This is a genomic window from Desulfallas sp. Bu1-1 (genome assembly GCF_015594625.1).
Classification (GTDB): Bacteria; Bacillota; Desulfotomaculia; order Desulfotomaculales; family Desulfallaceae; genus JADNRQ01.
The window spans coordinates 76,154-88,695 of the sequence record NZ_JADNRQ010000008.1 but is presented as its reverse complement, the minus strand read 5'-3'; the positions used below and the strand labels follow the sequence as shown (position 1 = coordinate 88,695).

Annotated in this window: 12 protein-coding genes; all 12 read left to right on the top strand. The window is 60.1% G+C overall.

Annotated features, from left to right (window positions below; translation table 11 throughout):
* Positions 1-52: 52 nt before the first annotated feature.
* The 12 genes from IT084_RS09705 (at position 53) to IT084_RS09650 (ending at position 12,298) form a co-directional block, all read left to right on the top strand.
* Positions 53-1,540 (top strand): UDP-N-acetylmuramoyl-L-alanyl-D-glutamate--2,6-diaminopimelate ligase, encoded by a 1,488-nt coding sequence (locus tag IT084_RS09705; protein ID WP_243276887.1) that lies wholly within the window; start codon positions 53-55, stop codon positions 1,538-1,540.
* Positions 1,541-1,595: 55 nt separating this feature from the next.
* Positions 1,596-2,969, top strand: a complete 1,374-nt coding sequence (gene murF / locus IT084_RS09700) for a UDP-N-acetylmuramoyl-tripeptide--D-alanyl-D-alanine ligase (RefSeq protein ID WP_195712658.1) — start codon at positions 1,596-1,598, stop codon at positions 2,967-2,969.
* A 30-nt stretch (positions 2,970-2,999) separates the two neighbouring features.
* Positions 3,000-3,995, top strand: a complete 996-nt coding sequence (gene mraY, locus IT084_RS09695) for a phospho-N-acetylmuramoyl-pentapeptide-transferase (RefSeq protein WP_195712657.1) — start codon at positions 3,000-3,002, stop codon at positions 3,993-3,995.
* Between the two features lie 39 nt (positions 3,996-4,034).
* Entirely contained in the window at positions 4,035-5,390 is a 1,356-nt protein-coding gene (gene murD / locus IT084_RS09690; protein WP_195712656.1) for a UDP-N-acetylmuramoyl-L-alanine--D-glutamate ligase, read from the top strand.
* A 58-nt stretch (positions 5,391-5,448) separates the two neighbouring features.
* Entirely contained in the window at positions 5,449-6,564 is a 1,116-nt protein-coding gene (gene ftsW / locus IT084_RS09685) for a putative lipid II flippase FtsW (protein WP_195712655.1), read from the top strand.
* Between the two features lie 68 nt (positions 6,565-6,632).
* Positions 6,633-7,751, top strand: coding sequence for an undecaprenyldiphospho-muramoylpentapeptide beta-N-acetylglucosaminyltransferase (gene murG, locus IT084_RS09680; protein WP_195712654.1), 1,119 nt, complete (start codon positions 6,633-6,635; stop codon positions 7,749-7,751).
* 241 nt (positions 7,752-7,992) lie between these two features.
* Positions 7,993-9,369, top strand: a complete 1,377-nt coding sequence (gene murC, locus IT084_RS09675) for a UDP-N-acetylmuramate--L-alanine ligase (protein ID WP_195712653.1) — start codon at positions 7,993-7,995, stop codon at positions 9,367-9,369.
* A gap of 2 nt (positions 9,370-9,371) precedes the next feature.
* Positions 9,372-10,283 (top strand): UDP-N-acetylmuramate dehydrogenase, encoded by a 912-nt coding sequence (murB, locus tag IT084_RS09670; RefSeq protein WP_243276886.1) that lies wholly within the window; start codon positions 9,372-9,374, stop codon positions 10,281-10,283.
* Between the two features lie 14 nt (positions 10,284-10,297).
* Entirely contained in the window at positions 10,298-11,551 is a 1,254-nt protein-coding gene (gene murA, locus IT084_RS09665) for a UDP-N-acetylglucosamine 1-carboxyvinyltransferase (RefSeq protein ID WP_195712651.1), read from the top strand.
* Positions 11,552-11,710: 159 nt separating this feature from the next.
* Positions 11,711-11,902 (top strand): helix-turn-helix domain-containing protein, encoded by a 192-nt coding sequence (locus IT084_RS09660; protein WP_195712650.1) that lies wholly within the window; start codon positions 11,711-11,713, stop codon positions 11,900-11,902.
* Complete coding sequence (locus tag IT084_RS09655) at positions 11,892-12,092, top strand: type II toxin-antitoxin system HicA family toxin (protein WP_195712700.1); 201 nt, start codon at positions 11,892-11,894, stop codon at positions 12,090-12,092. Before IT084_RS09660 ends, IT084_RS09655 begins: the two co-directional genes overlap by 11 nt.
* Complete coding sequence (locus tag IT084_RS09650) at positions 12,089-12,298, top strand: type II toxin-antitoxin system HicB family antitoxin (protein ID WP_195712649.1); 210 nt, start codon at positions 12,089-12,091, stop codon at positions 12,296-12,298. The genes IT084_RS09655 and IT084_RS09650 overlap by 4 nt, the downstream gene beginning before the upstream one ends.
* The last annotated feature ends 244 nt before the right edge of the window (positions 12,299-12,542 follow it).

Sequence of the window (12,542 nt, the reverse complement as noted above, 5' to 3'; positions counted from 1 at the left end):
AAATATACTAAATCTGGTAATAATGTTTAATAAAATTAAGGAGGATTGCGGGTTGTTATTATCCAATCTATTGGCTGGACTGCCGCTGGTGGATGTGGCGCTGGTTTCGGATCAACAGGTGCTTGGGATCGCTTACGACTCGCGGCAGGTTGAGCCGGGTTTTTTATTTGTAGCCATCAAGGGGTTTAAAACGGACGGTCACCTGTACGTGCGTGACGCCGTGGAACGGGGCGCCGTCGCCGTGGCGCTGCAGCAAGACGTGCCGGTGCCGGAAGGCGTGTCCCGGGTGCTGGCGGAAGACACCCGCAGGTTGTTGCCGCTGCTCTCCGCCCGATTTTACGATTACCCCGCCCGGAAAATGAAACTGGTGGGGGTAACGGGCACCAACGGCAAAACCACCACCACCAACCTGGTGGAGGCGGTATACCGGGAGCACGGGTTCAAAACAGGCCTGGTCGGCACCATTCACAACCGCATCGGCGATCGGGTGCTGCCGGTGGAGCGCACCACGCCCGAGTCTACCGACCTGCAGCGCCTGCTGGCTGGGATGGCCGGGGAAAAGGTGCAGGTGGTGACCATGGAGGTGAGCTCCCACGCTTTGGTGCTGCACCGGGTGGACGAATGCGAATTTGACACGGCGATATTCACCAATATCACCCAGGACCACCTGGACTTTCACGGCGACATGGAGGAGTACCTGCGGGCCAAAAGCCTGCTGTTTGCCGGGCTGGGCCGGGACGCGCACAAGCCCGGCGCCAAGCATGTGGTGGTCAACATCGACGACCGGGCGGCGCAGGCAATCATCGAGGCCTGCCGCGTACCCGTGATCACCTACGGGGTGGAGCGCCCTGCCGGCGTGACTGCCCGGGACGTGCGGGTGACGGCCGGGGGTGTGTCCTTTACGGCGGTGGTGAGGGATGGGGAAAGCATTGATTTGCGGCTCAGGCTCACCGGCAAGTTCAACGTGTATAACGCCCTGGCGGCCGTCGCCGCCGGGGTTGCGGACGGCATTCCCCTGCCCGTGATCAAGCGGGCGCTGGAGGGGGTGCCCGGGGTGCCCGGCCGCTTCGAGCTGGTGGACCGGGGACAGGATTTCGCCGTGGTGGTGGATTATGCGCACACCCCGGACGGCCTGGAGAACGTGCTGGTTACCGCCCGGGAGATTACCAGCGGCAGGCTGATCACAGTATTCGGCTGCGGCGGCGACCGGGATCGTACCAAGCGGCCCGTCATGGGGGAACTGGCCGCCCGGATGAGCGACCTGGCGGTGGTGACGTCGGATAACCCCCGCACCGAAGACCCCATGGGCATTATCGAGGACATTCTGCGGGGCGTGCAGAAAGTGGCCGGGGCGAATTACCTGGTTGTGCCCGACCGGCGGGAGGCCATCAGGCGGGCCATTCAAAGCGCCAAAACCGGCGACGTGGTGTTGATCGCCGGCAAGGGCCATGAGGATTACCAGATTATCGGTACCCGAAAATACCACTTCGACGATCGCGAAGAGGCGGAAGCCGCCCTCCAGCCTGGTGCCGGGTGTTGAAAGGTTGAAAGGTTGAATCATAGGATTTCCGGGTTAATCCAAGGAGGTTTTATCTATGATAACCATGACGGTGGGCCAGGTTTACAGGGCCATCGGCGGCAAGCTGTTGCAGGGCGATGAGGGGGTAACCGTTTCCAGGGTTTCCACCGATACCCGGCAAATTCAGCCGGGGGACCTGTTTTTTGCCCTGCGGGGGGAGCGGTACGACGCCCACGACTTTGTGGACCGGGCGGTGGCCGGCGGGGCGGCGGCGCTGGTGGTGAGCCGCAAAGTGCCGGTGGATGCCCGGGTGCCGGTGATCATGGTGGGAGACACCCTGGCCGGCCTGCAGGCCCTGGCGGCCTACAACCGCCGGCAGTTCGCCGTGCCCGTGGTGGGCGTTACCGGCAGCAGCGGCAAAACCACCACCAAGGACATGGTGGCGGCGGTGCTGGAAACCCGGTACAAGGTGCTCAAAACAAAGGGCAACTTTAACAACGAAATCGGCCTGCCGCTGACCCTGCTGGATTTTTCCGCCGAGCACGGTGCGGCGGTGGTGGAGATGGGCATGCGCGCCCCGGGGGAAATCGACGCGTTGTGCCGGCTGGCCCGGCCCACCTGCGCCATTATCAACAATATCGGAGTGGCCCACCTGGAAAGGCTGGGCTCGGTGGAGAATATCGCCCGGGCCAAGGGGGAGATCCTGGACCACATTTCCGCGGACGGGTTCGCCCTGCTGCCCGGGGACAGCCCGCACGCCCGGGAGCAGGCGCGCCGTTGCCACGGCCGGGTGTTCTTCTTCGGGCTGGACCCGGGGATGGATATTTTCGCCCGGGACGTGCGCCGGGAAGGCGCCGGCAACCGGTTCACCGCGGTGATGGGCGACGTGCAATGCGAGGTTTACCTGCCCCTGCCGGGACGGCACAATGTGATGAACGCCCTGGCGGCCGCGGGAACCGGCCTGCTCCTGGGGCTGACGCCGGACGAGGTGGCCGCCGGCCTGGCCCGGGTAACCCTTTCCGGCATGCGGACGGAGCTGGTTGACGCCGGGGCTTACACCATCATCAATGACGCGTATAACGCCAACCCGGATTCCACGTGCGCCGCCCTGCAATCCCTGGAGGAAATCGCCGGCGACCGGAGAAAGGTGGCGGTGCTGGGCGACATGCTGGAGCTGGGCGGCGGCGCCGAGGAAGGCCACAGGCGGGCCGGCGCGGCGGCGGTGCGGCACGGGACGGCGCTGCTGGTCACCGTGGGCGAACTGTCCCGGGAAACGGCGGAGGGCGCGCGGCAAGCGGGAGGCGTAAGGGACGGGATTATTCCCTGCGGGAATAAGGACGAGGCCGTGCAGGTGCTGCGCCGGGAACTGCGGCCGGGAGACGTGGTTCTGGTCAAGGGCTCGCGGGGCATGCGCATGGAGGAAATAATCAGAGATCTATTGAAAGACTAAATTATCAGCGCTTTACAGGGAGTAGGGGAAATGACCGCATCGATTTATTCCCAAATGATTCAGGCATTTGTGATCGCCCTTGTAATCGCCCTGGCCCTGGGTCCTGTTTTTATCCCACTGCTGCGCCGGTTGAAATTCGGTCAGAATATCAGGGACGACGGCCCGGCGCGGCATTTAAAGAAGGCCGGCACGCCCACCATGGGCGGGGTGATTTTTGTCTTTGCCACCCTGGCGGCCGGCCTCGTTGCCGGCCGGGGCAACCCGGACACGCTGGTGGTACTGGGCGCCTTGCTGGGGTTCGGGCTGATCGGTTTTCTGGATGACTTTATCAAAGTGGCGCTGAAGCGTTCCCTCGGCCTGCGGGCCAGGGAAAAACTGCTGGGCCAGGTTTTGCTGGCGGCGCTATTGGGCGTGCTGGTTATTACGGTGCTGGGGCGGGGCACCGCCGTTACCATACCCTTTGGAGCCCTGTTTACGGGAAACGAGGCGGCACTTGATTGGGGACCCTGGTTTTACGTTTTGTTCAGCACGTTTCTCGTGGTGGGCATGGCCAACGCCGTCAATTTAACCGACGGCCTGGACGGGCTGGCGGCCGGGATTACCGTGGTGGTGGCGGCGGCCTTCGCGGTGGTGGGGCTTGGTTCCGGCAAGCCGGGGGTTGCCCTGGCCATGACCGCGCTGGCCGGCGGCTGCCTGGGCTTTCTATTTTATAACCGGCACCCCGCCCGGGTGTTCATGGGCGACACAGGGTCGCTGGCCCTCGGCGGCGCCCTGGGTGCGGCGGCGGTAATCACCGGCAACGAACTGTTGTTGCTGGTCATCGGGGGCGTATTTGTTCTTGAGACCCTTTCGGTGATGCTGCAGGTTTTTTCCTTTCAGGTATTCGGGCGGCGCATCTTCCGCATGAGCCCGCTGCACCACCACTTTGAACTGGGCGGCTGGAGCGAGGTCCGGGTGGTGCGCACTTTCTGGCTGGCATCGATATTTTTTGCGCTGCTTGGTCTCTGGGGGAGTCACGCTTTATAAAGATAAACCAACGTATATTAGAAAGAAGGTAAAGTTCTGTTGGAATTGCAAGGCAAAAGAGTTCTGGTGGTGGGCGCCGGCAAGAGCGGCGTATCCGTAACAAGGTTTCTCCTGCGCAAGGGCGCGGAGGTGACGCTTACGGATAGCAGGACCAGGGACAAATTTAACGGTGAGCTGGACGCACTGCTGCACGCGGGGGTAAGGGGCGAGTTGGGAAACTACCCCGAGATCGGGCCGGGCAGCTTCGACCTGGTGGTGGTAAGCCCCGGCGTGCCGCCAGGCGTGCCGCCGGTGGCCGCGGCGCGGCGGGCCGGGGTGCCCGTGACCGGCGAGCTCGAGCTGGCCTACCGTTTTGCCCGGGCGCCCGTGGTGGCCATTACCGGAACCAACGGTAAAACCACCACCACCGCGCTGGTGGGCGAAATTTTTCGGGCGGCGGGCTACCGTACCCTGGTTGGGGGCAATATCGGTTTGCCGCTGGTGGACGCGGTGGAGGAATACGGTCCGGGGGATGTGATTGTGGCCGAGGTTTCCAGCTTCCAGCTGGAAACGGCGGACCGGTTCCGCCCCCGGGTGGCGGTGATCACCAATATCACACCCGATCACCTGGACCGCCACGGCGACATGGAATGCTACACGGCGGCCAAGGCGCGGGTTTTCGCGCGGCAGGGGCGGGGCGATTTCACCGTGCTCAATTACGATGATCCCCGGACCCGGGCTCTTGCCCAAACGGTGCCGGGAAAGGTCATATTCTTCAGCCGCAGGCATATTTTAAAAGAAGGGGTGTTTGTCCGGGATTCCCGGATCGTGGCACGCCTGGATGACGGGGAAACCGGTATCCTGGCGGCGGGCGAAGTGGCCATACCCGGAGCGCACAACCTGGAAAACGCCCTGGCCGCGACGGCGGCCGCCCGCGTGATGGGGGTGGAACCAGCCGTAATTGCCCGTACGCTGAAAACGTTTGCCGGGGTAGCGCACCGGCTGGAAACGGTGGCGGAGATCAACGGTGTCAAGTACGTCAACGATTCCAAGGGCACCAACCCCGAGGCCAGCATGAAGGCGCTGGAAGCCTTTGACCAGCCCATTATTTTACTGGCCGGGGGCAGGAACAAGGGCAGCGATTTTACCGAATTCGCCCGCCTGGTCCGGGAAAAAGTACGGGTTTTGGTTGTGCTGGGCGAAAGCGCCGGGGAAATCGAACAGGCCGCCCGGCGGGCCGGCTGCACTGAAATATTGCGGGCGCCGGATTTCCGCGAGGCCGTGCTGATGGCGCACCGGTGCGCGCGCTCCGGCGACGTGGTGCTGCTGTCACCGGCCTGCGCCAGCTGGGATATGTTCAAGAGCTATGAGGAACGCGGCGACCTGTTCCGGGAAATTGTAAACAGCTTGAAATAATTATTGCGTTATAGCTGTTTTTAAGCGCGTCATCCGGCGTAGAAGGGGTGTTGTGGCTATGCGTATGCGCAGAAGAGCGACCGATTTTGTGCTGTTTTTAACCGTTCTGACGCTGCTCAGCATCGGCCTGGTCATGGTGTTCAGCGCCAGCGCGTATTTTGCCGGCGATCCCGAAGGCCCTTTCAAGGACCCCTTCCATTTTTTTAAACGCCAGTTGTTTGGCGCGATGCTGGGCATTGGCGCCATGTTTTTCATGATGAATTATGATTACTGGCGGCTCAAGCGCTGGGTCGGCGTGATGCTGATTACCTCGTTTGTACTTCTGGTGCTGGTGTTGATTCCCGGCATCGGGATGGAGTTTCTCGGCGCCAGGCGCTGGATCAACCTGGGCTTTTTCAGTTTCCAACCCTCGGAACTGGTTAAAATATGTATTATCACCTTTACCGCTTATGGCCTGGCCCGGAAAAAGGAGCGGGTGCAAAATTTCACCACCGGGCTGCTGCCGTTTCTCATGGTGGCGGGAGCGGCGGCCCTGTTGATTCTGGCCCAGCCCGACCTGGGCACCGCGGCCACGCTTATGGGCACGATTTTTATCATGTTTTTCGCCGCGGGAGCCCGTGGCGGGCACTTGGCGGGACTGGCCACCGTGGGCGTGGCCGGGGTAGTTGCGGCCATCTTTCTGGAACCTTACCGGATGCGACGGTTTATGGCCTTTCTTGATCCGGAGGCCGACCCCACCGGGGCGGGCTGGAACATCCTCAACGCCTTGATGTCGCTGGCCTCGGGCGGGCTTTTGGGCACCGGGCTGGGCCAGGGGCGGCACTCCAAGTTTTTATTCCTGCCCGAGCGGCATACCGATTTTATTTTTGCCGCCATCGGCGAGGAGCTGGGCTTCATCGGCGGATGCCTGATTATTTTACTGTTTATTTTACTGGTGTGGCGGGGTTTTCGCATCGCCATCACCTGCCCGGATGCTTTCGGCAGCCTGCTGGCCGCCGGGCTGGTTTCCGGCATTGCGTTGCAGGCATTTGTCAATATCGGGGTGGTTACGGGCACACTGCCCGTGACGGGGATTACCCTGCCCTTTGTCAGCTTCGGTTCAACTTCACTCATTTTTTCACTGGCGGGCGTGGGTATTCTTCTTAACATATCCAGGTACTGCACTCCCAGATAGTTGCTCTTGTAGAACTAAATTTATCTGGCCGTGGTGATGCCCGGCGACCATTCAGTGAGGTGAATTATTTGCGTTTTGTTGTGACCGGAGGCGGCACCGGGGGGCATATTTACCCGGCGCTGGCCATTGCCCGCGGGCTGCAGCAGCGTTTTCCCGGCTGCGCCATCATGTATCTCGGCACCAACCGGGGCCTGGAGGCGGACATCGTCCCCAAGGCCGGGCTGGAATTCCACGCCGTCCGGGCGGTGGGAATCAAGCGCAGCCTCTCGTTGCACAACCTGAAAGTGCCCTGGGAAGCGCTGGCTGGCTACCGGGAAGCGCGTAAACTGATTCGCCACTTTGTGCCCCGCGCGGTGGTGGGCACCGGCGGCTATGTTTGCGGCCCGGTGATGCTGGCCGCGGCCAGGCTTAAAATCGCCACCCTGATCCACGAACAAAACGCGTTGCCGGGCATCACCAACCGGATTTTGTCCCGGATGGTGGACCGGGTGGCAGTCACTTTCGAAGATTCGTTGAAATATTTTCCCCGGCGGGCCGGGGTCCGGCTTACTGGACTTCCGGTGCGCCCGGAAGTGCTGTCCGCCAGCCGGGAGCGGGCCAGGGAAAAATTCTGCGTGCAGGAAAACGAACTGCTGGTGCTCTCCTTTGGCGGCAGCCAGGGGGCCCGCAGCTTGAACCGCGCCGTGGCGGAGGCCCTCGGATCCCTGGCGGGCCGGCAGGGCCTGAAACTATTGCACGTAACCGGCAGCGGGCAGCATGCCGAGTTTATGCAGATGATCCAAAGTCAGGTTTTCAGCACCGGTCTTCCGGGAAATATTACCGTTGTGCCCTATATGTACGAAATGCCCGAGGCCCTTGCGGCAGCGGACCTGGTGATCAGCAGGGCGGGGGCCGCCACCCTGGCCGAAATTACGGTGCGGGGACTGCCCTCCATCCTGGTGCCGTTTCCGTATGCCACCGGCAACCACCAAGAGCACAACGCCAGGGCACTGGTATCCAGGGGCGCCGCGGAGATGATTAAAGACGCGGAGCTTTCCGGTGCGGTGCTGGTAAAAATGCTGGACAAACTGCTGGGCGACAGGGACCGGCTGGGGAAGATGGCCGAAGCCAGCCGCCGGCTGGGAAAACCCCGCGCCCTGGATGATATTCTCGATTTGCTGGAGGAGATAATTCGTGGTAAAGGGTAATTCCGGGTCGGGGCGATCCGGCGGTTTTCCGGAGTTAAGCGAAGTATTGGATGCGGTCCCTGGCCCGTCATGGTCCCGGAGAGGCCCAATAGATAAGAGTATCCAACCATATCGGACAAGCCCGGGGCAATCTTGGACATGTCAAGTAACACCTTGTTTGCAAAATGCATAATATAAGATATCTTTTCTCCCGGCTTGTCGCACTTGCACCCACCGGTGCAGGAAGGAGCTGATTAAGCAGGTGTACGATATTCCGGACAAGGTTCATTTCATCGGCATCGGCGGCGCCGGAATGAGCGGCCTGGCCAGGGTGTTGCTGGACCTGGGCTACGACGTCAGAGGCTCGGACCTCAACAGCGGCCAGGTTACCGGGCGGCTGGCATCGCTTGGGGCCACCGTTTACAAGGGCCACGCGAAAGCCAACATTAAAGACGCTGAATTGGTGGTTATTTCCACGGCCATAGATTCCACCAATCCCGAACTACAGGAAGCCAGGGAAAACGGCATTCCGGTGATCCACCGGGCGGATATGCTGGGCCTGTTGATGGAAAGACAAAAGGGATTGGCGGTGGCCGGCGCGCACGGCAAGACCACCACCACTTCCATGCTGGCGCTGGTCCTGGAAAAATGCCACCTGGACCCCACCATATTGATCGGAGGTGAATTGACTGATATTGGCGGCAATGCCAAGTTGGGGCGGGGAAAATACCTGGTGGCGGAGGCCGATGAAAGCGACCGGTCATTTTTAAAGCTGCGTCCTTATCTGGCGATCGTAACCAATATTGAAGACGATCACCTGGACCATTACGGCTCGGTGAATGAAATCATCACCGCTTTCCGGCAATTTCTGCGGAAAGTGCCGGAAAGCGGTGCGGCCGTGCTTTGTTTCGATGACGCCAATGTCAGGGAGGTGGCCGGGGGCTGCCGGGGTGAGGTGATCAGTTACGCCCTTGACTACCCGCAGGCGGATTACGTTCTGCGAAATATCAGGCTTACTCCCACCGGCTCATCGGGCGAGGTTTATTTTCGGGGGGAGCACCTGGGATTGCTGGAACTGGTGGTGCCCGGGCGGCACAACCTGTCCAACGCCCTGGCGGTAATCGCGGCGTGCCGCTACCTGGGGCTGGCTTTTGAGCAGGTGGCGGAGGCGCTTAAAGATTTCCAGGGTGCGGGCAGGAGGTTTCAACTGACGGGGCGGGCCAGGGGTGTTACCGTGGTCGATGATTACGCCCATCACCCCACCGAGATCGCCGCCACGCTGCGGGCGGCCCGGCAGGCGCATTCCGGGCGGGTTATCGCCGTCTTTCAGCCGCATCGCTATACCAGGACATCACTTTTGCACCGGCGTTTCGGGCCCTGTTTCGGGGACGCCGACCTGGTGATTATCAACAATATTTACAGCGCCGGGGAAAAACCCATTGAAGGTGTTTCAGCCCAGCTAATCGTTGACGCCGTTCGTGAATTTAAAGGTGACGATTTACTGTTTTTACCGGATGCCGAACAAACCGTCAATTACCTGGTGAAAAATTTAAGGGCGGGCGATCTGGTATTGACCATGGGCGCCGGCGATGTATGGAAAACCGGCCCGGCGCTGCTGGACCGGTTAAAGGAGAGTTAACGTTGGCAGAACCGTCAACATATTATGAACTGAAAGATGTGATCAAGGGCGAGGTTCTGGTGGGTGAGCCGATGAGCAGGCATACCAGCTGGCGTATCGGCGGGCCCGCCGACCTGTTTGTGGTACCCCGCGATATCGACGACTTGCGCGAGGCTCTAATGTATGCCCGCCGGTATACAATACCCGTGAGCGTGGTCGGCAACGGAACCAACTTGCTGGTATCCGACCTGGGCGTTCGGGGCATGGTGATTAAAATTGGGCCTGGTCTGGCCGGTATTGAGGTGCGGGACAATACAATCACCGCCGGCGCCGGAGCGCCGCTGCCCCGCCTGGCGGCCCGGGCACTGGAGTCCGGCCTGGCCGGGTTCGAGTTTCTAGCCGGCATACCGGGCACGGTGGGCGGGGCGCTGGTGATGAACGCCGGGGCCAACGGCTGTTCCGTGGGGGAACGGGTGAAACGGGTTACCGCCGTTGACTACGGGGGAAACGAGTTGCACTTTGACCGGCGGGAGCTGGGATTTTCCTACCGCCACAGCTGCCTGGCCCAAAAAAGATTGATTATAGCGGAAGTGGTTTTTGAGGGAGTCCCCGGCCGACCGGAGGAAATTAAACAGAGAATGGAAAGTTACCTGATACGGCGGCGGCAGACCCAGCCCCTGGAACACCCCAACGCGGGCAGCGTTTTTAAAAACCCGCCCGGCGATTCGGCCGGCAGGCTGATTGAGCAGGCAGGCTGCAAGGGGATGCGGGTGGGTGCCATCGAGGTTTCACCGCGTCATGCCAACTTTTTCGTCAACCTGGGCGGCGGCACCGCCCGGGACGTGCTTAAGCTGGTGGAGCAGGTACGGCGGCGGGTGGAAGAAAAATACGGCTGCAAACTTGTACTGGAGGTGCAGAAGCTGGGAGAGTTTTAGCGGAGGTGACAGAATTGCAAAAGTTCATGATCATGGGCGGTAACCGCCTGGTGGGAACGGTGCGGGTAAGCGGGTCCAAAAACGCCACTCTGCCCATTATGGCGGCCAGCCTGCTTCTGGACGGCCAGTGCACCATCAGGGGCATTCCCCGCCTGCGGGACGTGGCGGTGATGCGCGACGTGCTGGTTTACCTGGGGGCCAACGTGGTCTGGGAAAAGGACGTTATGCGCATCGATGCCCGCAATGTCAGTTGCCAGGAGGTCTCGGAGGACCTGATGAGACGCATGCGGGCGTCCAACCTGGTGCTGGGCCCCCTGATCGGCCGGTTCAGGCAGGCCAAAATCTCCTACCCCGGTGGCTGCAATATCGGGAGCAGGCCAATGAACCTGCACCTGAAAGGGTTACAGGCGCTGGGAGTGGGAATTACGGAGCGATTCGGTTACATTACCGCCCGGACCGGTAAACTTGCGGGCAGTGAAATTTACCTGGATTTGCCCAGCGTGGGGGCGACGGAAAACCTGATGATGGCCGCGGTTTTGGCCAAAGGAACCACCGTGATCCGCAATGCGGCCAGGGAGCCCGAAATCATCGACCTGCGGAACTTCTTAAACCTTATGGGCGCCAAGATCAGCGGAGCGGGGACGGACACCATCAAAATCACCGGTGTTGATTCCCTGCACGGAGTGGAGCATACCGTAATACCAGACCGGATTGAGGCGGGCACGCACATGGTGGCGGCCGCCATAACCGGGGGAGACGTGGTGGTGGCCGACGTAATCCCCGAACACCTGGAGCCGGTGATCAACAAATTGCGGGAAGCTGGAGCTTATGTGGAGGTGAAAGATAACCAGGTCCGGGTGGCGGTGGATAAAAAACTCAAGGCGGTAGACATAAAAACAATGCCTTATCCGGGTTTCCCCACCGACATGCAGCCGCAATTCATGGCCCTCTTGACCATGGCCGAGGGGACCGGTATAATCACCGAAACAATATTTGAGAACAGGTATAAACACGTGATGGAGCTGCGCCGCATGGGCGCGGATATCCGCCTGGAAGGACAGACGGCGGTGGTCAGGGGCGGGCCCAGGCTGTCCGGCGCCTGCGTGGAGGCCAGCGACCTGAGAGCGGGCGCGGCACTGGTGCTGGCGGGAATGGCGGCGGAAAACGGCACGGTGGTTGAACACGTAGAGCATATCGACCGCGGCTACGAGCGGTTGGAAAATAAATACAACGCCCTTGGGGCAAGGATTATTCGAGTGCACAATTAATGTGGACTCTTTTTTGGTGTTATGGGGGACAAGCGCGAAATTTATTGTTAAGAATGTAGAAGGAATTGCCGCCTCCCCAATAAAGCAAGTCAAGGATTTTAATGAATCCAAATGTAATACATGGTAACATAGTGAATATAACAAGGGGAGGGCACAATAATGGAAAATTACTATATACCGCAGGAAGTGGTAGGCAAACTAAAACTAAACGTTAGGACGCTTTATAAATGGATTAGGGAAGGGAAGTTAAAGGCAGTGAAAGTGGGAGACGTTTGGCGTATCCCCGAATCCGCTTTGCGGGAGTTTATAGAAGGAGGCGTGGAGAAGGGAGAGGATAAAGCTGAAGGTTAGGGACGTTATTAAAATGCTCCAGGACGACGGTTGGTATCTGGTGGCGCAGAAAGGCAGCCACCGCCAATTCAAGCACCCCACAAAACCCGGGCGAGTTACCATTGCCGGGCACCCCGGAGATGACCTGGCGCCGGGTACGTTAAACAGTATCCTTAAACAGGCCGGATTGAAAGGGAGGCGTGAAAAGTGAATCGTTACCTTGTGATCATTGAGAAAGCCAACGGCAATTATTCGGCATACATCCCGGATGTGCCGGGATGCGTGGCTACTGGCAGAACGGTAGAAGAAGCCAAAGCAAATATAGCCGAAGCCTTGAAGATGCACCTTGAGGGGCTGGCAGAAGACGGTTTGCCCGTGCCGGAACCTAAGGCGGAAAGCGATTACGTGACAGCTTAAACTTGCATGGCAGCTATTGCACTGTGTTCCACTGGCGCGGTTGTAGAACGGCCCAGGAGCGGGGTTTTCTGGCCGGGCAAGGATAACGTTAGCCCGGCATTTTTATGCCCTTGCAGGTGGTTTTTACGCAGACATAAGGCGGGGTGAAAGTGGCTTTTCTGGTTAACCCGCTCCCAACCACTTTTGGAAGCAGCAAGCCATGAAAGGCGCATGGCTGTATGCGTAACCGGTTTTCTCTTTGGCA